The sequence below is a fragment of the Pontibacter cellulosilyticus genome, assembly GCF_014306105.1.
GTDB classification, from domain to species: domain Bacteria; phylum Bacteroidota; class Bacteroidia; order Cytophagales; family Hymenobacteraceae; genus Pontibacter; species Pontibacter cellulosilyticus.
In genome coordinates, this window is record NZ_JACRVF010000001.1 from 1,513,991 (window position 1) to 1,535,732 (window position 21,742).

21 protein-coding genes and 3 tRNA genes are annotated in these 21,742 nt (G+C 44.7%); 14 read left to right on the top strand and 10 right to left on the bottom strand.

Going from position 1 to position 21,742, the window contains the following annotated elements; all coding sequences use genetic code 11:
- Positions 1 to 107: 107 nt before the first annotated feature.
- Complete coding sequence (locus H8S84_RS06465; protein WP_187066420.1) at positions 108 to 1,373, top strand: peroxiredoxin family protein; 1,266 nt, start codon at positions 108 to 110, stop codon at positions 1,371 to 1,373.
- A gap of 103 nt (positions 1,374 to 1,476) precedes the next feature.
- On the opposite strand, the gene H8S84_RS06470 is transcribed toward H8S84_RS06465, so the two are convergent.
- The 3 genes from H8S84_RS06470 to H8S84_RS06480 form a co-directional block, all read right to left on the bottom strand.
- Entirely contained in the window at positions 1,477 to 1,998 is a 522-nt protein-coding gene (locus H8S84_RS06470) for an energy transducer TonB (RefSeq protein WP_187066421.1), read from the bottom strand.
- An 87-nt stretch (positions 1,999 to 2,085) separates the two neighbouring features.
- On the bottom strand, positions 2,086 to 2,709 hold the full coding sequence (locus tag H8S84_RS06475) for a class I SAM-dependent methyltransferase (protein WP_187066422.1): 624 nt from the start codon (positions 2,707 to 2,709) through the stop codon (positions 2,086 to 2,088).
- A gap of 161 nt (positions 2,710 to 2,870) precedes the next feature.
- Positions 2,871 to 3,848 (bottom strand): polyprenyl synthetase family protein, encoded by a 978-nt coding sequence (locus H8S84_RS06480; protein ID WP_187066423.1) that lies wholly within the window; start codon positions 3,846 to 3,848, stop codon positions 2,871 to 2,873.
- Between the two features lie 205 nt (positions 3,849 to 4,053).
- Between H8S84_RS06480 and H8S84_RS06485 the strand changes: the two genes are divergently transcribed.
- From H8S84_RS06485 to H8S84_RS06495, 3 genes are all read left to right on the top strand, one after another.
- Positions 4,054 to 4,899 (top strand): alpha/beta hydrolase family protein, encoded by an 846-nt coding sequence (locus H8S84_RS06485; protein WP_187066424.1) that lies wholly within the window; start codon positions 4,054 to 4,056, stop codon positions 4,897 to 4,899.
- Complete coding sequence (gene folK, locus H8S84_RS06490; protein WP_187066425.1) at positions 4,892 to 5,386, top strand: 2-amino-4-hydroxy-6-hydroxymethyldihydropteridine diphosphokinase; 495 nt, start codon at positions 4,892 to 4,894, stop codon at positions 5,384 to 5,386. The genes H8S84_RS06485 and folK overlap by 8 nt, the downstream gene beginning before the upstream one ends.
- 694 nt (positions 5,387 to 6,080) lie before the next feature.
- Positions 6,081 to 6,518 (top strand): hypothetical protein, encoded by a 438-nt coding sequence (locus H8S84_RS06495; RefSeq protein WP_187066426.1) that lies wholly within the window; start codon positions 6,081 to 6,083, stop codon positions 6,516 to 6,518.
- A 61-nt stretch (positions 6,519 to 6,579) separates the two neighbouring features.
- On the opposite strand, the gene H8S84_RS06500 is transcribed toward H8S84_RS06495, so the two are convergent.
- From H8S84_RS06500 to H8S84_RS06510, 3 genes are all read right to left on the bottom strand, one after another.
- A tRNA-Arg gene (locus H8S84_RS06500) sits at positions 6,580 to 6,653 on the bottom strand.
- Positions 6,654 to 6,722: 69 nt separating this feature from the next.
- Positions 6,723 to 6,796 (bottom strand) — tRNA-Pro (locus H8S84_RS06505).
- A 110-nt stretch (positions 6,797 to 6,906) separates the two neighbouring features.
- A tRNA-Ser gene (locus tag H8S84_RS06510) sits at positions 6,907 to 6,993 on the bottom strand.
- A 328-nt stretch (positions 6,994 to 7,321) separates the two neighbouring features.
- Here H8S84_RS06510 and H8S84_RS06515 point away from each other — a divergent pair.
- The 5 genes from H8S84_RS06515 to H8S84_RS06535 all read left to right on the top strand — a co-directional run bounded on the left by H8S84_RS06515 (position 7,322) and on the right by H8S84_RS06535 (position 11,353).
- Entirely contained in the window at positions 7,322 to 8,293 is a 972-nt protein-coding gene (locus H8S84_RS06515) for a vWA domain-containing protein (RefSeq protein WP_187066427.1), read from the top strand.
- Between the two features lie 8 nt (positions 8,294 to 8,301).
- Positions 8,302 to 9,234: a tetratricopeptide repeat protein gene (locus tag H8S84_RS06520; protein WP_230407054.1), complete on the top strand. Its 933-nt coding sequence runs from the start codon at positions 8,302 to 8,304 to the stop codon at positions 9,232 to 9,234.
- A 134-nt stretch (positions 9,235 to 9,368) separates the two neighbouring features.
- Complete coding sequence (locus H8S84_RS06525) at positions 9,369 to 9,974, top strand: TetR/AcrR family transcriptional regulator (protein WP_187066429.1); 606 nt, start codon at positions 9,369 to 9,371, stop codon at positions 9,972 to 9,974.
- Between the two features lie 46 nt (positions 9,975 to 10,020).
- A complete protein-coding gene (locus H8S84_RS06530; protein WP_187066430.1) occupies positions 10,021 to 10,530 on the top strand; it encodes an acyl-CoA thioesterase in 510 nt (169 codons plus the stop codon).
- Between the two features lie 169 nt (positions 10,531 to 10,699).
- Positions 10,700 to 11,353 (top strand): HD domain-containing protein, encoded by a 654-nt coding sequence (locus tag H8S84_RS06535; protein WP_187066431.1) that lies wholly within the window; start codon positions 10,700 to 10,702, stop codon positions 11,351 to 11,353.
- Between the two features lie 133 nt (positions 11,354 to 11,486).
- On the opposite strand, the gene H8S84_RS06540 is transcribed toward H8S84_RS06535, so the two are convergent.
- A complete protein-coding gene (locus H8S84_RS06540; RefSeq protein WP_187066432.1) occupies positions 11,487 to 11,876 on the bottom strand; it encodes a VOC family protein in 390 nt (129 codons plus the stop codon).
- A gap of 107 nt (positions 11,877 to 11,983) precedes the next feature.
- Between H8S84_RS06540 and H8S84_RS06545 the strand changes: the two genes are divergently transcribed.
- Both H8S84_RS06545 and H8S84_RS06550 read left to right on the top strand, forming a co-directional pair.
- Positions 11,984 to 12,424 carry a PaaI family thioesterase gene (locus H8S84_RS06545; RefSeq protein ID WP_187066433.1) on the top strand — a complete coding sequence of 147 codons (441 nt, stop codon included), beginning with the start codon at positions 11,984 to 11,986 and terminating at the stop codon, positions 12,422 to 12,424.
- A 159-nt stretch (positions 12,425 to 12,583) separates the two neighbouring features.
- Positions 12,584 to 13,189, top strand: a complete 606-nt coding sequence (locus H8S84_RS06550; RefSeq protein WP_187066434.1) for a hypothetical protein — start codon at positions 12,584 to 12,586, stop codon at positions 13,187 to 13,189.
- Positions 13,190 to 13,263: 74 nt separating this feature from the next.
- Here H8S84_RS06550 and H8S84_RS06555 read toward each other — a convergent pair whose 3' ends face one another.
- The 3 genes from H8S84_RS06555 to H8S84_RS06565 form a co-directional block, all read right to left on the bottom strand.
- A complete protein-coding gene (locus tag H8S84_RS06555; RefSeq protein WP_187066435.1) occupies positions 13,264 to 14,379 on the bottom strand; it encodes an L-dopachrome tautomerase-related protein in 1,116 nt (371 codons plus the stop codon).
- A gap of 123 nt (positions 14,380 to 14,502) precedes the next feature.
- Positions 14,503 to 15,021 carry a hypothetical protein gene (locus H8S84_RS06560; RefSeq protein WP_187066436.1) on the bottom strand — a complete coding sequence of 173 codons (519 nt, stop codon included), beginning with the start codon at positions 15,019 to 15,021 and terminating at the stop codon, positions 14,503 to 14,505.
- Between the two features lie 189 nt (positions 15,022 to 15,210).
- Entirely contained in the window at positions 15,211 to 18,099 is a 2,889-nt protein-coding gene (locus H8S84_RS06565) for an alpha/beta hydrolase family protein (RefSeq protein ID WP_187066437.1), read from the bottom strand.
- Positions 18,100 to 18,507: 408 nt separating this feature from the next.
- Here H8S84_RS06565 and H8S84_RS06570 point away from each other — a divergent pair, with 408 nt between their 5' ends.
- The 3 genes from H8S84_RS06570 (at position 18,508) to H8S84_RS06580 (ending at position 21,700) form a co-directional block, all read left to right on the top strand.
- Positions 18,508 to 19,692, top strand: coding sequence for an acetyl-CoA C-acyltransferase (locus H8S84_RS06570; protein ID WP_187066438.1), 1,185 nt, complete (start codon positions 18,508 to 18,510; stop codon positions 19,690 to 19,692).
- Between the two features lie 123 nt (positions 19,693 to 19,815).
- Entirely contained in the window at positions 19,816 to 20,349 is a 534-nt protein-coding gene (locus tag H8S84_RS06575) for a HEAT repeat domain-containing protein (RefSeq protein WP_187066439.1), read from the top strand.
- 28 nt (positions 20,350 to 20,377) lie between these two features.
- Positions 20,378 to 21,700, top strand: coding sequence for a toxin-antitoxin system YwqK family antitoxin (locus H8S84_RS06580; protein WP_187066440.1), 1,323 nt, complete (start codon positions 20,378 to 20,380; stop codon positions 21,698 to 21,700).
- The last annotated feature ends 42 nt before the right edge of the window (positions 21,701 to 21,742 follow it).

A 21,742-nucleotide genomic window follows, 5' to 3' on the forward strand; every position in this document is an offset into this window, starting at 1 on the left:
GGGGTTCTGAACAACATTCGTCAGGATGAATATACCGTGTGTCTAATCTAAGTCACTTGCATATCTAATTAGTAGCTTTTACTAGCCGTATGTCCTAACTTTGCTGCATGAACAGATACCTTTCTAATACCCCTGCCAGGCTGATTTTGTTGTTGGCGTTGGCATTAACTCAGGTTATAACCTCCTGTACTTCTTCCACATCCACGGATAATACGATCAAGCCCGGTCCATGGCGTGTAGTTTTGCAGGCCCAGGACCAGGAGATTCCCTTTATTATGGAAGCCGAAGCAAAAGGCGATAGTACCGTTCTATACCTGATCAATGGGGAAGAACGTATTCTGGTGGATGACATAAAAACAGAAGGCGATTCGGTTAAGATCAGACTTCATATTTTTGATGCCGACCTGATAGCGAAAGTAGACGGCGACAAAATGGCCGGCCGCTTTACCCGTAACGACCTGGCTAAGCGCTACTCTGTTCCTTTTACGGCTGATCATGGCAAAACCAATCGTTTTAAAGAAAACCCTGCCCCAGCCACTTATGATTATAACGGTAAGTGGGAAGTGACCTTCACGAAAAAAGACGGCAAAACCTACCCTGCCATTGGCGTATTTGAGCAAAAGGACAATTACGTAATAGGCACTTTCCTGACCGAAACCGGCGATTACCGCTACCTGGAAGGACAAGTAGAAGGCGACCAGCTTAAACTTTCGACATTTGACGGTAACCACGATTACCTGTTCACGGCTACACCGGATGCGGAGAACACACTGAAAGGCGAGTACTTTGCCGGCCTCTACGATTATGAAACCTGGACCGCCAAACGCAACGAAAATGCCGAACTGGCAAAGGCAGATAAACTGACTTACCTGAAGCCGGGATATGAATCGCTGGAATTCACGTTCCCGGATGTGAATGGCAAGCCTGTATCGCTTTCGGATGACAAGTATAAAGGCAAGGTAGTGCTGGTGCAATTGCTGGGCTCCTGGTGCCCGAACTGCATGGACGAGACCAAATTTCTGGCACCATACTATGCCAAGAACAAAGACCGCGGGCTGGAGATAATTGGCTTAGGCTTTGAAAGAACCCTAGGATACGAACAGGCCGTGCCAAGGCTGAAACGCATGCAGGAACGTTTTGATATTGAGTATGACCTGCTTTATGGTGGCGTAGCGGATAAAGAAGTGGCCGCTAAAGCCCTGCCGGCCCTGAACCACGTACTCTCCTTCCCGACAACCATCTTCATCGGCCGCGATGGTAAAGTACGTAAGATACACACCGGCTTCTCCGGCCCCGGCACCGGCAAATACTACGAAGATTGGGTTGCTGATTTTAAGAAGACCATGGATCAACTGCTGGCGGAGAAGATTTAATTATTGATTATTTGTTACTGATTGTTGATAGGCAGAAGTATAAAATAGAAGGCCGTTACTGTTAAAGTAGCGGCCTTTTTGCTTTTGCGAGTTCATTCTACTATTAGTTATGTGCAGCTGTAATAAAAGCAGGCAGTAAAGTACATTTCATCATCTGTAGCGTATTTCCATCATCAAACGTTAGCATGTTCTTCATCCCAACGTTAAACTTGTTCGATTGAATCACCTCCATATCACCGTTACAGCCTAGAGAATAATAGAATACCAGAGGCATTACAAAAGGGTCGCTCTCTACAGCCTTGCCATTTACATATTTGGGCTTCCAGTAGCTGTTCGTTGCTTTCACAGCTTCCTTCAGTGCATTAGCAATGGCAGGAGGTGTATCTGTTGTCACAGCGATATCTTTCACCAAGCCATCTTTACCTATGGAGAATTTAACAAATGCAACAGAATTCATACATAGCTTGTACAGTTCTTGCCTGTTGGGTTTATAGTTCCGCTGTATTATATCTGCCGGGTGGCTTAGTTTACCATCGTTAAATTCTGGCTCCAGTACAGGTGTTTGTGCCCAAAGCGGACTCACAGAATAAAGCATCAGCGTTAGAAGTAGTATCTTTTTTAGCATATACCATCAAATTAGTTAATTGAGTCTCGAGTTTACAATATCCTAATATATAGTATTTCTCTCATCCAATCATTAAAGCAACTCTCATTACTCCGGCTTCCTCAGCCTTACCAACCTAAATGTACCACGCAAAGCAGCAGGCTCATTTAGTTCTATTTGCAGAGAAGTATGGCTTGTAATACCACCGATGCTGCGGTTTATATCGGAGAAAAGCGTGCTGGCTATTTGGTTAAAGAAGCGGCGAAGTATAGATGGCCGCTGCCCATCAGGCAAAAACTTATCGAACACCATAACAGTGCCACCTAGCTTGAGCACTCGCTCCACCTCTTTTATGCAGTCTACCGGATCCGGGATAACGGCAAGTATAAGGTGAAGTATAACTGCATCGAAACTATTGTCTGCGAATTCAAGTTGCTGTCCGTTCATCACCTGCGCATTAACAGGTATTCGCAACTCCTCTGCCCGCTCTTGTAATTTAGCGATCATGCCCGGCGTGATGTCGATGGCAGTCAGGTTGGTGTAGCCTTGCAGGTAGGGCAGATCAAGGCCGGTGCCGGCACCAAGTATAAGTATGGCATCGGTGGGTTTGGCAGCCAGCAATTCTACTGAGCGTTTTCTATACTTTCGGAAAATGCGGTCGGCGATGAGGTCGTAGATGGGCAGGTATAAAGTATAACGCAATCGGTTCCAGGTGTTGGTGTTCAGGCTCATTTTTCATAGGATATTTTGCAGGAGCAAAACTAGCTCTGTTATACTAAACTGCCGTTGCAAAATTTGGGTTAATAATTACAAAATACGAGACAGACGCTGCAATCCAGATGCACAGGTATAGCCAGGCATTAGAAATAAATAGCTAAGAAATCAGCATTAGCTTATTTTTCGCGCTCAATTGTGTAGGCGATCAGGTACTCCAGGGAACGGCGCGACGGGGAATCCGGGAAAGTGTGAAGTATAGCCAGTGCCTCCGCATGGTACTGGTTCATTATCTGTATCGTATACTCGATGCCGCCGGTGCTCTTTACAAAGTCTATCACCTGCTGCACGCGCTTGCTGTCGCCGTTGTTGTTCTTTACGTTATAAATGACCTTACGCTTAGTTAGCCAGTCTGCCTCGCGTAAGGCATGGATCAGCGGCAAGGTCATTTTCTTCTCTTTGATATCGATGCCCACCGGCTTGCCTATTTCAGCAGTGCCGTAATCAAACAGATCGTCTTTTATCTGGAAGGCAATGCCAACTTTCTCACCAAACAAACGTGCCTTTTCTATGTCTTCTTTGCAGGCACCCGCCGAGGCTGCGCCTACAGCGCAACAGGATGCAATTAGCGAAGCCGTTTTCTGGCGGATGATATCAAAGTATACTTCTTCTGTAATGTCTAAGCGGCGGGCTTTTTCTATCTGCAGCAGTTCTCCCTCACTCATCTCCTTCACCGCGTTTGATACAAGCTTAAGCAGTTCGTAATCATCGTTCTGCAGCGACAGCAACAAACCTTTAGAGAGCAGGTAGTCTCCAACCAATACGGCGATCTTGTTTTTCCAGAGGGCGTTTACAGAGAAGAAACCACGGCGGTAATTCGCATCGTCCACCACGTCGTCGTGTACCAACGTTGCCGTGTGCAGCAGCTCTATTAAAGCAGCGCCACGGTAGGTAGGTTCGCTTATGGTTTCATGGAACAGTTTGGCTGTAAAGAACACAAACATCGGACGCATTTGCTTGCCTTTGCGCTTTACTATGTAGCTCATTATCCGATCAAGAAGCAATACCCTCGTTTTCATAGAGGCTCTGAACTTCTTCTCGAACAGATCAATTTCAGGCGCGATGGGCGCTTGTATTTCCTTTAGGCCGATGCTCATGTGTTAAGTCTGCAATATTACTTCCTCTGTGGGTGCTTTCCAAACGCGTGTTAGCAAAACAGTGATTAATTGTTAAATTGCTGACACACTAACTATTTAATTGCTGTATGGTTAATCTGTTCAAAAAAGCAATTGCTTTTCCTGCCTTATCTTCGTAAACAAGCAATCAACGACTTAACCATTTAGCCACACAACCTTACAACAAATGAAAGTTGATTTTGTAGTATACCCTGAGCACGGTCGCCCTTTTACTGCCGATGCTACCTTTAAAGAAGATGGAAAGCACAAACCTGTTGTCATTTTTACACACGGCTTTAAAGGATTTAAGGACTGGGGACACTTTAATGTTCTGGCGCGATATTTCGAAGACCAGGGCTATGTTTTCATTAAGTTTAATTTCTCCTATAACGGCACCTCTGTAGAAGACTACTCCGACCTGCACGACATGGAAGCCTTTGGGCAGAACAACTTTAGCTTGGAACTGGAGGATATGCAGGCACTAATAGATTTGCTGCACGACCCGCACGGACCTCTCAACCAAAGTGAGCTCGACTTAAACCGGATTTACCTCATGGGCCACAGCCGTGGAGGCGGTGCCGTTATACTAAAGGCTGCCGAAGAGCCACGTGTTAAAGCAGTAGCTACCTGGGCCGCCGTTAACCGTTACGATAACCGCTGGGAAGAACTGCATATGGAAAGCTGGAAACAGGAAGGTGTGCAGTGGGTTGAGAATTTTAGAACAGGTCAGAAGATGCCACTCTACTACCAGATTGTAGAAGACTTTCAAAAAAACCGTCATCGCCTCGACATCCCAAAAGTAATCCTGAACATGCACCAGCCACTTTTACTTATACACGGTGAGGAAGACGAGACACTGCCAGTACAGATGGCTCAGGACCTCAAAAGCTGGAAACAGGATGCACACCTGGTACTTTTGCCACAGGCTGATCACTCGTTTGGCGGTGTACATCCTTACGAGGACGAAGAATTACCTCCTGCCGCCAAAGCAGCCGCAGATATGTCAATAGAATTTTTCAGGACGCATGCCTAAAGTATACTTGCTACTAGGCGGTAACCTAGGAGATCGACTTTCATACCTGAGGCAAGCAAGGGAAAGTATAACGCAGCGTGTCGGAAGTATAATGCACACTTCTAAAGTATACGAAACAGCCGCCTGGGGCAAAACAGATCAGCCAACTTTTCTGAATCAAGTATTGGAGGTAAATACCTTACTTTCTCCAGAGCAAGTACTGCAAAGTATAAATGCCATAGAACACGAACTGGGGCGCATCCGGCAGGAACATTGGGGTGCACGCGTCATCGATATCGATATTCTTTTTTACGATAACCTTGTGCAGCAAACGCAGCGCCTGACTATACCGCATCCGCAACTGCACCTTCGCCGTTTCACATTACTGCCTCTAGCTGAGATTGCTCCTGACTTGGCACATCCAGTTTTTGGCCAAAATATAAAACAGCTGTTAGCACAGTGCCCTGATAAACTAGAAGTGAAGGAATACAAAGAAGCCACTCTTTAAAGAGTGGCTTTTTACTTTATTATAAAATCACATTTACAGAAACCTGCACGTCTTATTTTATAAAGCACTAAAAGTTATCTAGGTGCTTGCATGACCAATATAGGAAACTATAGTCTTATCTGAGGTGATAAGTTGCTTTGGTTTATCAGCTAAAGCGAACTCCCCTGTGCCTTTGGTACTTTACCTAATAGCTTTACCGGCCACTCAAACATTAGCATAAGGTACAGGTTGCTGTATAAAAGCATATATCACTTTCCTTCTTCAATTGCCTGTGCAAAACCTGGAGAGGTAAATAAAACCCGCATGAGCAATAGTAGTCCTGAAGTGTTTCATTTCATAGCTACGAGTAAATTAGGTGTCTACATAAATACAACAAGGCTTTGTTTTGCATTACTTAACCACTACACTCTTCACCCTCGTTAATGTGTACTTCACTCAGTTAGAAGGTACTCTACCAAACATTGCAAGTGTATATTAACCCAAGCTATTAATATTGAGTACAAGAATATAGGTTAGATAATTGAAATAGCCCACCTGAGCCTTATGGTGGGCTATTTCTATGTTACTAGATTATAGTTTCTTATCCTAAATTCCCTCTTTAAGTTCTCCTGCATGGCTAGCATCCTATATTTGAAATGCAATGTTTTTTTCCTATATTAGGTTTATTAGTTTAGCATCCTATTAACAATATTTGATGAAAAACTTTGACAGCAAACTTATTGAAGAAGACAGTTATTATCGTGTGGAATATGCTGAAAAGCAATCTTTGATTTATGTTCACTGGAAGGAGCACATACAAGGAGAAGTATTAAAAAACAAATACCTCTCTCTTTTAAATGTAATAAGTGCCTTACAACCAAAAAAGTGGCTTAGTAATGCAAAGGTCTTTCACTATACTACACTCCAAGATGCTAGATGGGTATTTGACTATTTCATACCTAACGTCGTAAAATCTTCGCTTATAAAATATGCACGCATCGAGGCACCCCGCAGTTTACTACTTCTAGATTCTGAAAGCCTATTAGAGAAAATTACTCGAACAACTCGTGAACAAAATGAAGTGTTTGAGTTTAGGTTTTTTATAGACGAAGAATTCGCCTTGGATTGGCTACTGTATAAAAACGGAGAATGATCAGTAGGCATTTGTGCAAAAACAAAAAAGCCCCTCTAGTAAACCTAGAGGGGCTTTTCAGTGATCCCGTTTGGATTCGAACCAAAGACCTACTGCTTAGAAGGCAGTTGCTCTATCCAGCTGAGCTACGAGACCAGCGTTTTCAGGAGAGCGATGCTCTACCCTTAAACAAAAAATTTCGGAATTGCTTCCGAAATTTTTAAGTCGGGGTGGCAGGATTCGAACCTACGACCTCCACATCCCAAATGTGGCGCGATACCGGGCTACGCTACACCCCGAACTATGCTTTCAACTCCGGAAGCGCTTGTGGCGCTGTTATTGTTGATTGCGGTGCAAAAGTAAGCGATTATTCTAAATAGTCAAAACATTTTTAAAATATTTTCGCTTGCGGAGGAGGGGGGATTCGAACCCCCGGTACCCTTACGAGTACGGCAGTTTAGCAAACTGCTGGTTTCAGCCACTCACCCACCCCTCCGGGACTCTTCCTGCTAAAGAGATTGCAAACATACAACATTACCCTTAACAGTGCAATAGCATACCCTAAAAAATAAGCTTGAAACCAGTACATAAAATCGCTCTCCAAGTATAACTAATTGATAATATTCAGCTTGCCTAGGCTTCTTTTTGCAAAAAAAATTTTATCTTTTTTCAAACAGACTAATACTAAGGAGGAATTTTCAGGCAGCAATTGCCAAAACCTGTCCTCAAAGCTCCTGAATGCAGCATTTAATAGCCGTTCTTTTAGTATATTTGTGATTGGCAGCCATAGTAAATTATAGAGTTGCTGCTCATTTCTTTTTTACATGACCTGGTACCAAACCATCACAATACTCGAGATTCTGTTCGGCTCACTGTTTTTTGTGCTGTACATCGGGTATCTATTGCGTGTCAGAAAAGTAGCTGCGTTTTTTAACCAGCGTCCGCACGTAGTGTGGTTTAAGTTCCTGCTAAGGCATGTGTATGTAGCCCTGATCATCATAGCCATACTTGGGCCTTCTTTTGGTGCCATGAAAAAAGAGATCAAAACAATCGGTAAAGATCTTTATATTGCCGTAGACCTGTCGCAGTCTATGAACGCCACGGATGTGCAGCCTTCGCGCCTTGATAAAGCAAAGCACGAGATACAGCGGTTGATCAAACGTTTTAACTCCGACAAGATAGGTTTAATCGTGTTCTCTAACGAGGCATACCTGCACAGCCCACTCACTTACGACCAGAACGCACTGCAGCTTTACACACAAACGCTTCGCACCAGCCTACTCCCCTATTCCGGCACCGACTATGCGCCAGTACTGCAACTAACCTTAGATAAATTCACCTCTACAACCCCTGCTGAGGCCGAAGAACAAAAGGCAAAAGTACTGGTGCTGATCAGCGATGGAGAATCGTTTGGAGCAGACGTGGAGCAGCTTGCAGAACAGCTGCGCGAGCAAAATGTGCGTGTATATACCTTGGGCATTGGCACATTAGAGGGCAGCCGCATCCCAACTAGCCGTGGTTATAAGCGCGACAAAAAAGGTCGTATTGTAACATCTTCCTTAAATCCGGGACCACTAAACCAATTGGCAGAACTCACCGATGGGCAGTATTTTGAGGTGAACAACAGGGTAAGTGAGGTAAGCAGGCTTATAAGTGCCATCAATAACATAGAAGGTGAACTGCGCGAGAGCAAAACAGTGGACGTTACGGCTAACAAGTATATTTACCCGCTAGCTCTGGCACTTATCTTGATCTTGCTCGATGTTTTAATAGCTGTTAAAGTTGTTAGGATATGAAGGGATTGATGTTAACGATATTCTTGGTAAGTATACTTGGAGGCGGCTTGCGCACCATATCCCAAATCAATGAGTATACTGCTATTGCTGCTGCGGCTTATAAACAACAGGAGTACCAGGAGGCTATTGTTGCCTACGAATACCTGCTAAACGACCTGGAGGTAAATGACGACCAGATAAGGCTAAACCTGGCCCATACTTACTACCAGGCAAACAGACTTACAGAAGCATTGCAGCAATACAGACTCTTGGCTGACAACCCAGCTTCTCATTTGCGCTCTATCGTGCACTTGCAACTTGGCAACATCCACACAAAACAGAAAAAATATAAACAGGCGCTTATACTTTACAAGCAGGCCCTAATTGCGAACCCCGGCAACGAGGCAGCACGCTATAATTATGAACTGCTAAAAAAATACCTGGACCTGCATCCGGAAAAAGCTGAGTTACCTAAACAAGAGCTTCCTGAGCCAGAACAGCTGCAGGAAGACAGCACTGCTCTGCCCCCACCTGCTGAGGAAGAACCACAGCCAAAGAAAAAGCCTGATGAATCAGGTGACACTGAGGAGGAGGTAGAACAGCCACAGCCAGACAAAAACGGACAGAAAGGCAAAGGGGGATCTTCTGGCAAAGAAAACGAGCAGCCTCCTCAGCAACAGGAAAAAGAGCAGGCGTCTGGTAATCAGCCCGGGGACAAGGAAGGATCCAACTTAGACAGCCAGTTTAACCCGGAGCAGCAACAACGTAGCACCAGTGGAGAGAACATAACGGAAGCTGATATTAGGGCACAGACGCAGCGCAGCCGCCTGCAGAATGCTAATATTAGTCCGGAGCGGGCCAAGCTTTTGCTCGACGCTATGCGCAACGATGAAATGCAGTACATACAACAACTGCCCAAGAAAGCAACCAAGAAACCTGATAGGTCTAAGCCTGACTGGTAGCAGTGCTTAGCCAGTGGCGGTTTATAATTTGCTTATACAGTAAATACTTCACCTAACTCTTAAAGCCTCAACTCCCCATTACATACTTTACATTTGTTTTTTATAAACCGATTGGTTTATTTTGAACCATACGTATGGAAGCAGTAACATCTAAAGCGGAGCGCACTCGCCAGCTGATCATCGAAAAAGCAGCACATCTTTTTAACCAGAAAGGATTTGCCGGCACTTCTATGCAGGATATTATGGCTGCCACTGGTTTAACAAAAGGCGGAATTTACGGCCACTTTGAGAGCAAAGAAGAAATTGCCCTGGCTGCTTTTGAACATGCCACCAGCTTCCTCACAAGGCTTATCGCAGAAAAATTAGCTGCCCATACTTCGGCAACTTCTAAACTAGATGCCTTACTTACCTTTTACCGAAACTACCTGCTTACTCCACCTATTATTGGTGGTTGCCCTGTACTTAATACTTCTGTAGAGGCCGATGATACAAATCAGCAGTTGAGGGCAAGCGTGGTTAAAGTGTTGAACAGGTTGCACAAGGCAGTTGCAAACATTGTAAGCCAAGGGATAAAACAGGGCGAATTTAAGGCAGACGTTGATGCCGAACGCTTTGCAGTGCTTTTTATAAGTGTGGTTGAAGGTGGCATAATGGTATCCAAAGCCTACGGCGATACCAAATACCTCAATATTGTTCTTCAGCACCTGGAACAGATAATAGCATCAGAACTTAAAGTATAATTTTTTTATCACAAAAAAGACCAATCGGTTTATAAATGTAAAAACTATGAAGCTAGAAAAAGATTTACCCAAATACCTCGAAAGCGATGTGCTAATCCGTTTTGAAGACTGTGACCCTTTCGGGCACCTGAACAACGGCCGTTACATTGATTATTTTTTGAACGCACGCGAAGACCAGGTGCGTGAATACTATGGCTTAGACATTTATGGCCACATCAAGCAAACAGGTAATGCCTGGGTAGTTGCTTCTAACCAGATCGCTTATATCCGCGAGGTTAAGTTTATGGAGTGGGTAAAGATCAAAACATGCCTGATGCATTACGATGCTTCTAACCTGATTACAGAATGCCAAATGCTAGACAAAGAAACCGGAGCTGTACTGGCAGTTATCTGGTCCAGGTTTGCCTATATAAATATCAAAAAAGGGCAGCGGGTAGAGCACAGCCTAGATTTAATGACTCTGTTCGGAGATGTAGCCACAGAAGGCGAAGGTAAACCAACAACCTATTTTGAGGAGCGTGTAAAGGAGCTTAGAACGGTGCAGGTGGGGGCTTAAATTTAAAGCATTTGATGCCGTACCTGCACTGATTAAAAGCAGCATCAGCAGCAGTTGCAGAATTGCCAGCCATACAGCAGTTATTACAAGACAAACGACATTACATGATTTAAGGTAGCTTGTTAAATTTGTACAGAACATCTATCAGATTTATAACAACTGCTGCCCCATGAAGAACGCGCTAAAGAATGTACTTGAGGTACTGTCGCTTGCAGAGAAGCTGAAATATGAATTAAGGCACAGCTGGCTATCCAGTGGCCGCCAGGAAAGTGTGGCAGAGCATACCTGGCGTATGTCGCTGATGGTTGTTTTGCTGGAGCCATACCTGGATAAAGACCTGAATACGGCTCGCGCCCTTAAAATGGTGATTGTACATGATCTGGTAGAAGCTGAGGCTGGCGATATTCCGGCGTTTGAGGTAACTACGGCGAAGGCTAAAGAACTAAAGCAAGAGAAAGAGAAGCAGGCGATTGAAAACCTGCGCACCCGACTAGGTAACGGAATCGGGCAGCATGTCTACGAACTGTGGTACGAATTCGAAGAAAAGCAGACTTACGAAGCTAAAGTTGCCAATGCACTTGATAAACTGGAAGTACAGATACAGCATAACCACGCGGATATTTCTACCTGGCTGGAGATTGAGCAGGATTTGTGTCTGCTAATGGGCACACATACTGAATTTGATTCCTGTCTCACCCAATTAAAGGACCTGATAGAAGAAGCTGCAATAGATAAAATGGAACGTGCCGGCATTGATGTTGCCGCAGTTAAAGCACGGGTAGTAGCAAACTATAAAGCGGGCAGCGGTTTAATTGCCCAGTAAAGAAATAATTACCCTTAAATCCCGAATGTCCTGCTTGCAAACTAATGTATGTAAGCAGATGCGTGATTTTCAATTTTAATAGTTTTCCTGTTTTTTTGAGTAGCCTGTGCTTTTAGAAGTGCAGGCTATTCTTTTATAGCTCAATGTCAGGCATGTGCGTTACCTCCAGCACAAAGCCGTTTGGGTCTCGGAAGTCTACGGTATAATAGCTGTTATCATATTGCGGCATTGGCTGAGGCCCACGGATAATGTCTGCGTTTATACTTTGCAGCCACTCTCCTACTTTATCTACCACCTCGCGGCTTTTGGCATGAAAGCAAATATGGCGTACCCCCAGGCTAGGATGCAAGGCAACCGGCATCTCTTTAAAGTAAATCTCGTGTGCGCCGCAACTATATGATGTCCGGTTTAAGGCATACCATCCTATCATCGGGAATAGCTTGCTGTAAAACAAAATTGATTCTTCCAGATCCTTTACCCAGAACTCCAGGTGGGCAATACCTACTCCATATTTATAGCTCATTGTCTTCAGATTGGCAGGCGAAAGTAGCGCATTAAACATTAAATCAGAAATAAGTACCTGCTATTACCCATCGTTTTCTATACTTGTCTTTAAAAAATAAACACCTTATGGAGCCAGAACTACATTACCGCGCGTTGGAGCATCTTTACCACAGCGCCAGGATTCAGAATACGATCAGCGGCAGCACTATCACAGTCACTCACAGCCAGGCGGAGATTTCCCTGCCCATAGTTCCGGCCTATTTCCATGGAGCCAATGCCATGCACGGTGCGCTATACTTTAAACTGCTGGATGATGCCGCTTATTTTGCAGTAGCCTCTGTTGTTCGTGATGTGTTTATCGTTACGTCTTCCTTTCAGCTAAATCTGGTTCGGCCGGTAAACGGCGGTACAGTAAAAGCAGTAGGTAAGCTCAGGTCACAGGGCAAAAATCTTTACATCGCAGAGGCCACGCTTTTCAACGACAAGGGTAAAGAAGTAGCTTTTGGCACCGGTCAGTTTGCCCGCACTTCGCAACTACTAACCAGCCTGCCCGACTATAAATTATAAGCTCTTTTAGCTGCTGTTTTAAAAACTGGATTTTTCATTCGCTTATTATTTTCTGACGCTCTCTTACTTAAACCATACTCCCACCAGCAAATATGGTGCATCTGGCTAATTAGCTGGTTATAAAGCGTAAGTAGTTCGAATCAAAAAAATATAAACACTATGAAAAATTTCCTACGTAGCGCTGCCTCTGCTGTGGCCATATGTTCTCTATTTGCATTTTCTGCCTGCGAGTCTGAAGAGATTTCTCCTGATGCGTCGCTTAATGCTCAGGCAAGCCAGGATGCACACCGCAACAAATCGTTTAACCTGAGCAAAACTTATACTGCTGACATCATGGCTCTGAATGGGTCTGGCGTAATGGGTACAGCAACTTTAACGCTGGAAGGTGATATGGTAACTGTGCACATCATGGCAAGCGGACTTGAGCCTAATCAGTTGCATCCGCAGCACATCCATGGTTTTATGGACAGCAACAAAAATGCAGTTTGCCCACCTCCATCTGCAGATACTGACGGAGATGGTTTAATTGAGCTAGGTGAAGGCGCGCCTTTTTATGGTCCTATTTTACAACCGCTTACCCCATTCCCAACTGCACCTAACGGCACCATTAACTACACAAGAACCTTCGAGGTTACAGCAGACATGCTGCCACTACAGAACAACGTGATTGTATTGCACGGTATGACTGTAAATGGCCAATACTGGGCAACATTGCCAGTTGCATGCGGTGAGATCAAACCTGCCAACATGAAAAAAATGAAGTAGGTAAGCACACCTCTTTTAGCAAAAAAGCCATTACAGTTTTTACTGTAGTGGCTTTTTTACTTTTGGCCTCGCTATTACTGCACAAATGGCGTTAGAGGCACTTTGTAAATACTAAATACCATTCTGTTTACCTCTGGCCCAGCCTCGTGTATGCGTGAAGCTGTAAAGTATAAGTTGTCCTGGTAAATTGTAAATGTGTCGGCCCAACTTATCTGTTCTCCCTGTATCAGTTGCTTTATTTCACCAGTTGGTGTGCGGTACACGATGGCGTTGTTTTCCAGATCAGCCATATATAGGTTGCCGCGCTTGTCAAATATCATTCCGTCGGGGGCTGGCGTTTTACCGAGGTTCTCTACCTGTTTGCCTAAAGCTTCGCTGCTTAAGCTGGTGTTGTTTAAGGCAGTTGTTGGAATTCTGTACAAAGTATAGCCGGTTAAGGCGTGGTAATATAAATAGCCTTCTTCCTGATTTAACGCTATTCCGTCAGAGTGAATCTGTGGCTGTTTCCCGTTTTGGAGCCATTTTTTGCCATCAATTTTCAGGGTTATGTTTTCAGCTTTGGTAGATGGATGCTGCTCCAGAATGCGCCGAGCTTTACCTGTTGCAAGATCAAGTATAACAAGTGCCCCCATCCCAGAGTCGGTTATGTAAATTTTCTGGTTCTGATCATCTACCCGCAAGTCATTCAAGTATGATTTTTCTGGAGCTATACTTCTGTCAAACTCCCACTTATTCTTTAGCTTGTTTGATGCCAGGTCAAACTCATATAGGGTAGCATTTCCCACCACGCCCTGCATCATAGGGTTAGATGGATCGAGTACAAACAATGAACCTTTATGCGCTATCACCGATTGCACACAAGTAAACTGATTTGGCTTTGGCTCTCCGGTCCAGGTGTTCCAGTCAGGGCTGGGGTATTGCACAAAGGTGCCGTTATCCAGTACCTCTACTACAGAAAAAGTAACTCCTTCACGCCATCTCGGAAAGTTGGCAAACATACGGCCGTCTTCGCTTATAGTAACACCTGTTACCTGTGCACCTTTAAAAGAGAAAACTCGGTCGATGGAGTCTATGGGAGCAATCTCACCGTATACTTCGTTTCCTAAATCCGCCTCAGTTTCAGATGACGATACTGTGCAGGAAGACAAAGCAAGTGCAAGGCCAGCTAGTAATATGATAAAGTGTTTCATAACCACATTTAATATATAGTGCTATCCTTATACTTGCTTCTGCAGATGTTTGTTTTCTGAATAAAAAAGGGGGAGCAATTTTAGCTGCTACCCCTTTTACCTATAAGTGATTTTATTCTGTTATTAAGTAGCTACTGTACCTTCTGTGTTAATAAAAACATTTTGAACTAGACTGGATAGTTGTTTTCTTACAACTGCCATCGTAACAAGTATAAGAACCGAAGAAATTACCGGCAATAACCCAATCGGATTTAACGGAAAGATAGGAGCACTTAAAAGTATAATTAGCCAGCTTACATTTCGCAGTTGCTTCTTGGCACCAATCTGACCACGCGTAACCCTTGTTATGGCACCAAGCTGAAACAGGCTAAAAGTTAAAAAAGCGGCCCCCATCATCATCAATGAGTAAAAGTGGTACGTGTAAACAAAAGAGCCTGCCAACATTACCTTAATATTTACGATTGAAACGGCAATCAAATGGCCTAACCAATTAGATGCGGTCCACAAACCTCCGAACAGCATCAGGAGCAAAGGCAATCGCTTAATGTTTGTCTCTCTTGTTCGGAATAAATAGTTTGAAAATAGCCATGCTCCAAGAATGGACAAAACAATAAGGCTTGAATCAATTAATTGGGTATTCATAGTTTTGTAGAAAAATGTTAACGTGTTAATTGTAAAATAAGCTTCTACAAACTTACAATAATCAAATTAAATAAACTTATATTAATAAATTTAATTTGTGAGCATCGTTATTTCAGATGTGAAAATCTCCTAAATAGAAAAGGGAGCAAGTACACACTTGCTCCCTTTCTTGTTACTAGTATATTTAAATTACTCTTTTGCTTCGCCGGCAACCTCTGGCTGCGGCTCTACCAACTCAAAACCATACTCTTTGCCTTTTACAACAGATGGCACGCCCTGCTTCATCCAAACAGGCATTGGCTCACCTTTCAGGTAATGGTCAAAGAACTGAGCCATACGCACCGATAGGTCTTTACGGTTTTTACGCTGCACCAGATTGTGGTCTTCGCCGTTGTATACCAGCATCCAAACAGGGCGGTTCAGGCGACGTAGAGCCATAAAATACTCTATTCCCTGGTACCACGGCACAGCACCGTCCTGGTCGTTGTGCATGATCAGCAGCGGTGTTCTTACACGATCAGCGAAGAATAGCGGCGAGTTCTCGATAAACTGCATCGGCTTCTCCCACAGCGTACCGCCAATGCGGCTTTGGGTGCGCTCGTACTGGAACTGGCGGCTCATGCCTGTACCCCAACGAATACCACCGTAAGCACTTGTCATGTTAGATACCGGAGCACCGGCCATAGCAGCCTTAAACATATTCGTGCGGGTAACCATATAGGCGATTTGGTAACCGCCCCAGCTCTGCCCCTGCAATGCCATGTTCTTATCATCCACAAACCCTTGCGCCACCAAGCTCTGAACACCAGGTATGATACAGTCCATGGCGCTCTCGCCAGGGTAACCGTCGATGTAAACAATATCCGGCACAAACACCAGGTAACCGTTACTCACATAGTATGAAATGTTGATCGTAGAAGCACTAGGAGCCGGTGTGCGGTATGTGTGTAGGCCATCAGAAGAACGCTCGTAAAAGTATACCAGCATCGGGTATTTCTTCTTCGGATCAAAGTTTTCCGGCTTAAACAGCAAGCCTTCTAAAGGCATTCCGTCTGTAGATTTCCACTCAACCAGCTCCACATTACCCCACAGGTAATCTTTCATCTGTGGGTTAGCCTCGCTCAGTTTCTCTACATTCTTAAAGTTGGCATCAGCAGCGTAGATATCATTGTATTCTCTGAAAGAACCTCTACGGAATGTAAGGCGTTCAGCATCTTTTGCTTTGTTCAAGCCAGAATAAGCATGGTCAGATCCGATCAATTTCTCCGGGGCAACCTGCTTGCTGATATGCTCACGGAAGTATGAATCTGCCTTTGTTTTGTAGTTAAAACCACTTACATAAATAGCTGCATTCTCTGGTATAAACTTCTGCTCTCTGTCCAACTGCTCGTAGCGCAGGCGCAGGTTATTCTGGCGGCCATACTTGTCAGTCAGGTTTTCAGGAGCTTTCTTGCCACTTGGGTCCAGCTTCCAGATGTCGTGCTTGTCGTACACCAGCATGTAGCTGTCTTTTTCTACCCAGCCGGCAAAACCATAGTCATCCGGTAAAGTAGGTATGTCGTTGGTCTCGTCATAGAATGGCAGGCCGATACGCTTGGTCAGGTTAATGTTGGCTCCGCCTTTGCTGCTCATGGCATGCCAGCTGCTGTCGGTTGGCTCGTACCAGTAAATGTAATTGCCCTGCGGCGACATGCGCGGATAGCCGCGTGTTTCTGAAAGTACCTGCTTCTTGGTTCCTTTCTTCAGGTCTATCAGGTAAGCGTCTTTGCGCGTAGGAGTTTCGTAACCGATAGTGATTTTATACTTCTCGTCGCTCACGCCCAGCGCCACATCGCTTTGCCCATAAGCATCCAGGTATACATCCGGCACTTCGAGTGTTGCCAGCTGCTGCATGCGCTTACCCTTCAGGTCGTACATAGCCAGGAACGAACGCTTCAGTTCACGGTCTTTGTTCTTTAGCTGCATCGGCTGGATAAGCGGATCCTGATACGTCCAGATGTCCAGGCTTACTTTCTCCTCCTCCAGCTTGGTGGTGTCTTTTTCGTAGCGCGTTGGGCGTGGGAACGTTCCAAAGAACAGACGCTTGCCGTCTTCAGAAAAGTTAAGCCTTCCGTGCTCACTCACCATCCACGCCTTCGGCATGTTCTTCGTAACTGTGTCGGCTAAGAGTGCGGCTTTGTTATCCTTCTTGTTCCAGCCGTAGAGGTTAAAGTAACGGATCTCGGCACCCACAGTATCTGTTGTCGCAACAAAAGCAAGCTGCTCACCGGCTTTGTCTGCGCTAATGTTTTTGTAAGTAACTTTACCTGTATCGATCGGCATTGTCTTCAGGTCTGCCATACTGAACGCATACACCCCTGCTTTATGCAATGAGTCCAGCTCATCCTTCACGAAGTATAGCATATTGCCTTTCTCCGATAAAATGTAATCTGTTACCCTTGTAAAGCGGTGCTCCTGGCCAGACTGCAGGTTACGCAGCACTAATTCGGTACCGGCATACTTTTTATTTTGCTTCAGTGGCTTAGAGGCCGGCTTTTTAGCTTCTTCTTTTTTCTCGCCTGCCGCCTTTGCGTCTGCTGCCTTGGCTCCTTTTTTCTCCGGAAGCGGTTTTTCCAGGTGATAAGCAATCCAGTCGTTACCCTCTTTCGGCAACTTGTAAGATTTTACACGCGGCACCTTCACCACGCTCATATCCTCTAGCTTTACAATGGCCAGCGAGTCTTTTGGTAGATCATCAGCCTTCTTTTTCTTTAGCTTAAGGTCACGCACCTTCTGGTACTCCGGCTTGATCTCAAAAACAGCAAAGCGGCTATCATTTGTAAACTCGGCTCTGCCACCGCGGTCGTACTGCTTAACAGCATTACTGATATAGTTTTTAATGATCAGTTCTCCGTCGCCTTCCTGAGGGTTCACGTTAAACAGCACATACTTGCCGTTATTGGAGATCTTCTCCCCTGATACCCCTTTCCAGCTGTCGTACACGTCGTGCGTGAGCGGTTTTTTGGCAGTTTGCTGCTGTGCCTGTGCCTGCATCAGGCCTGCACCACATATAGCTGCCAGCAATAAATATTTTCTCATTGCGGGTGAAATTGATGATTAGTATAGATTAGTTGGTAAGTTTTATTCTTTAAAGATAGTAATAACCTAGTAAGTATAAATACCTGTAAAACATACTTTAGTAAAAGGCTGTTTTATTGCCAAACAGTTCACGGGAAGTATAATTAATACCACCTTGCCCGTTATAGAGGCAATTTGCTGGTGGTATAGACTATGCCAGCAGGGTTTGGTTTAATAGTGGCAGGCTCAGTAATTGATATGCTTGTGCAGAGGCATAAAGAAATCTAACCGGAAAACTATTTTACAATTCTCCCGATTAACAATCGAAACCAGCAATCAACCGCTAGTTTGCACTAGGCTAACGAACGTTTGGTTTTAAGCTCGAAACATGGTAATTTCACACAACTAAAATTAACCCGATTCAATAACATGCAAGTAAAGGAAGTATATATTATTTCGGCGGTTCGTACGCCAATAGGCAGCTTTGGTGGTGTTTTAGCCAGCATGAGCGCCACACAACTTGGTGCAGCGGCTATCAAAGGTGCACTAGAGAAAGCCGGTGTAGACAAGAGCCTAGTACAGGAAGTTATCATGGGTAACGTGATCTCTGCAAACGTAGGTCAGGCACCAGCTCGTCAGGCAGCTATGTTTGCCGGACTAGGCCACGAAGTAGAGTGTACTACTGTAAATAAAGTTTGCGCATCTGGCTCTAAAGCGGTTATGTTTGCCGCGCAAGCCATTATGCTTGGTCATAAAGATGTGATTGTAGCAGGTGGTATGGAAAGCATGAGTAATGTGCCTTTCTACCTCGACAAAGCTCGTTTCGGAGCAAAGCTGGGCCACGGACAAATGATTGACGGTTTGCTGAAGGACGGCCTATGGGATGTTTACAACGATTTCCATATGGGTAATGCTGCTGAGAACACGGCTAAAGAAATGCAGATCACACGTGAGATGCAGGATGAATACGCCATTAACTCTTATAAGAAAGTGGCAGCTGCTGCCGATGCCGGTTACCTGAAAGATGAGATTGTGCCAGTTGAGATTCCGCAGCGTGGCAAAGACCCGATCGTTGTTTCCGAAGACGAAGAGTATAAAAAAGTAAACTTTGACAAAATAGCTGGCCTACGCCCTGTGTTTGATAAAGCAGGTACTGTAACAGCTGCCAATGCTTCTACGCTGAATGACGGTGCCGCAGCGCTGGTACTCATGAGCAAAGAGAAAGCAGAAGAACTTGGTGTGAAGCCGATTGCTAAAATCCGCGGCTTTGCAGATGCGGAGCAGGACCCGATCTGGTTCACTACTACTCCATCACTGGCTATACCGAAAGCACTTAAGAATGCCGGTGTAACGCCTGAAGAAGTTGATTTCTATGAGATTAACGAAGCATTCTCGGTAGTGTCTATTGCTAACAACCAGAAGCTTGGCCTGGAAGGCGGAAACGTAAACGTTTACGGTGGTGCTGTATCGCTTGGTCACCCACTGGGTGCCTCTGGTGCGCGTATCCTGGTAACGCTTTGCAACGTGCTTGATAAGAAAGGTGGCAAAATTGGTGTTACTGGTATCTGCAACGGCGGTGGCGGTGCCTCTTCTATCGTTATCGAGAAAGTATAAATTGCCGACAGGCATACAATTTGCAGGAAGCCTTACGTTAATCGTAGGGCTTCTTTTTTATACCTATATCTGCACATTAAACTGTTTTCTATAGTTTTGGTGTTCATCTATACGAAAGAGCAAATGTCGTTACAAACTGAAGTAGCCAGATTCTGGGATTGGGCAGGAATGACGCCTGAGCATTATTCCGAAAATAGGGGTTTAGGAGAATGGGAGGCAGATTACCCGAACTGGGATGACCTGCACAAAGCCGCAGACGAAGTGATAGATCTTCTGAATAAGGAGTTTAACCACGACCTGGCCCAGTTGCTGGTGTATGCCCTTGCCATAGATAATGAATCGGGAACGGTGCTGCAGCATGTACAGGACAAGCTGGAATCTAAGCTCAGGTTTGTGAGAAAGGCAATCTTTTCGGATCAGCCGCAGGCAAGGTGGCAAATCGCCGAGCTGCTGCGAAACACTGAAGTAGAGGACCGGGAGAAGCTGCTTGTTAACCTGATAAACCGCGACAAAGACAAGTATGTAATAAGAAGGGCTTTGCTGAGCCTGAGTGATGTGAACCATGCAAAGGCAGTGGAGTTTGCCAAAAGCTTCTCAAAAGATCAGGATCCCTTTCTAAAACTAGTATCGAAACAGATCATTAACCAGAAAGTATAAGCCGTCACTTTCTAAAACCATCATCAACATGTATAGATTTCTTTCATTCATCGTAGCGCTTTGCTTTGCCCAAAGTATGGCAAGTGCACAAACGAAAGTCATCACTTATCACCCACAGGACCAAAGTGCAGTAAAGGAAGTATACCAGATGCTCCTGCCTGATTCTACTATCGTTGGCTACTATAACCGCTATTATATAGGCGGTGAAAAAGAGGCTGTGGTAAAGTTTGTAGAAGGCAAAAAGGATAGCGTTTACACCGAGTATTACCCGAACGGACAGGTAAAACTTCAGGTAAACTACATTAAAGGCGTAATGCAAGGGCCTTTTAAAGCGTATCACCCTAATGGCAAATTGCTACAGGAAGGCACCTACGAAAACGACCAGCAGACAGGTATCTTTAAAACCTATAACCCCGACGGCACCACTAAAAAGGAAACGGAATTTGTAAAAGGTTTTCCGGAAGGCAAGGTGCGTGAGTATTATGACGGCGGCAGTTTGAAGTCGGAAATATCCTACAAAGACAGTAAACAGAATGGGTCGGCTAAAACATATTTCCCGAATGGTAAACTGGAGACAGAAGCCAACTACAACAATGGCATGATAGAGGGATCTTACAGAACATACTTTGACAATGGCCAGCTACAGACGGAGGTTATGAATGAGGCTGGCCAGAAGAACGGCAGCTTTAAGAGTTACTACCGCAGTGGCCAACTAAGTACCGAAGGAAGTTTTGTAGCTGGTAAAATGCACGGCCCTGCCAAATCGTATTATGAAAGCGGAAAGTTGCGTAGCAGCATTCCTTATAAAAATGGCAACGTTAACGGCACTGGTCAGTACTTTTACGAAGATGGCAAGCTAAAAGAAGAAGTAATTGGTAGCAGCAACGGCGAAGAGTTGAAAAGCATCACCTACTACCCCTCTGGCAACCTGCAAACCGAGGAGCAAACAAAAAACAAGAAGAAGCACGGTAACTGGAAAAAATATTATGATGCTCCGGGCAAGCCTGTTCATGTTTCCGAAACCTACAAAGATGATAAGCGTGTAGGCGACAAACTGGTTTACCACGAAAACGGACAAGTAAAAGAGAAGTATAAGTATGAGGATGGAAAAATTATTGGCCTGAGCTACGAATACTATCCTTCTGGCAAATTAAAATCAGAAACCAATCACAAAGACGGCCTGCGCTTCGGAGCCTATAAGCAATACTTTGAAGATGGTAAGGTACAAGTTTTAGGCCAATTCAGAAATAATCGCGAAACCGGCACCTGGAAATACCACAGCCCGGATGGCAAGGTTATCAAAACGCGTGTGTACCGCAATGGGCAGGTGCTGGAAGAGAAGGCGAAATAATTTATACTTTGAAGTATAACAGGAGCACTCAGAAATGTGTGC

Excerpts from the sequence above, each read along its gene's own strand:
- H8S84_RS06465 (WP_187066420.1), top strand. The coding sequence starts at position 108 with ATGAACAGATACCTTTCTAATACCCCTGCCAGGCTGATTTTGTTGTTG.
- H8S84_RS06470 (WP_187066421.1), bottom strand. The coding sequence starts at position 1,998 with ATGCTAAAAAAGATACTACTTCTAACGCTGATGCTTTATTCTGTGAGT.
- H8S84_RS06475 (WP_187066422.1), bottom strand. The coding sequence starts at position 2,709 with ATGAGCCTGAACACCAACACCTGGAACCGATTGCGTTATACTTTATAC.
- H8S84_RS06480 (WP_187066423.1), bottom strand. The coding sequence starts at position 3,848 with ATGAGCATCGGCCTAAAGGAAATACAAGCGCCCATCGCGCCTGAAATT.
- H8S84_RS06485 (WP_187066424.1), top strand. The coding sequence starts at position 4,054 with ATGAAAGTTGATTTTGTAGTATACCCTGAGCACGGTCGCCCTTTTACT.
- folK (WP_187066425.1), top strand. The coding sequence starts at position 4,892 with ATGCCTAAAGTATACTTGCTACTAGGCGGTAACCTAGGAGATCGACTT.
- H8S84_RS06495 (WP_187066426.1), top strand. The coding sequence starts at position 6,081 with ATGAAAAACTTTGACAGCAAACTTATTGAAGAAGACAGTTATTATCGT.
- H8S84_RS06515 (WP_187066427.1), top strand. The coding sequence starts at position 7,322 with ATGACCTGGTACCAAACCATCACAATACTCGAGATTCTGTTCGGCTCA.
- H8S84_RS06520 (WP_230407054.1), top strand. The coding sequence starts at position 8,302 with ATGTTAACGATATTCTTGGTAAGTATACTTGGAGGCGGCTTGCGCACC.
- H8S84_RS06525 (WP_187066429.1), top strand. The coding sequence starts at position 9,369 with ATGGAAGCAGTAACATCTAAAGCGGAGCGCACTCGCCAGCTGATCATC.
- H8S84_RS06530 (WP_187066430.1), top strand. The coding sequence starts at position 10,021 with ATGAAGCTAGAAAAAGATTTACCCAAATACCTCGAAAGCGATGTGCTA.
- H8S84_RS06535 (WP_187066431.1), top strand. The coding sequence starts at position 10,700 with ATGAAGAACGCGCTAAAGAATGTACTTGAGGTACTGTCGCTTGCAGAG.
- H8S84_RS06540 (WP_187066432.1), bottom strand. The coding sequence starts at position 11,876 with ATGAGCTATAAATATGGAGTAGGTATTGCCCACCTGGAGTTCTGGGTA.
- H8S84_RS06545 (WP_187066433.1), top strand. The coding sequence starts at position 11,984 with ATGGAGCCAGAACTACATTACCGCGCGTTGGAGCATCTTTACCACAGC.
- H8S84_RS06550 (WP_187066434.1), top strand. The coding sequence starts at position 12,584 with ATGAAAAATTTCCTACGTAGCGCTGCCTCTGCTGTGGCCATATGTTCT.
- H8S84_RS06555 (WP_187066435.1), bottom strand. The coding sequence starts at position 14,379 with ATGAAACACTTTATCATATTACTAGCTGGCCTTGCACTTGCTTTGTCT.
- H8S84_RS06560 (WP_187066436.1), bottom strand. The coding sequence starts at position 15,021 with ATGAATACCCAATTAATTGATTCAAGCCTTATTGTTTTGTCCATTCTT.
- H8S84_RS06565 (WP_187066437.1), bottom strand. The coding sequence starts at position 18,099 with ATGAGAAAATATTTATTGCTGGCAGCTATATGTGGTGCAGGCCTGATG.
- H8S84_RS06570 (WP_187066438.1), top strand. The coding sequence starts at position 18,508 with ATGCAAGTAAAGGAAGTATATATTATTTCGGCGGTTCGTACGCCAATA.
- H8S84_RS06575 (WP_187066439.1), top strand. The coding sequence starts at position 19,816 with ATGTCGTTACAAACTGAAGTAGCCAGATTCTGGGATTGGGCAGGAATG.
- H8S84_RS06580 (WP_187066440.1), top strand. The coding sequence starts at position 20,378 with ATGTATAGATTTCTTTCATTCATCGTAGCGCTTTGCTTTGCCCAAAGT.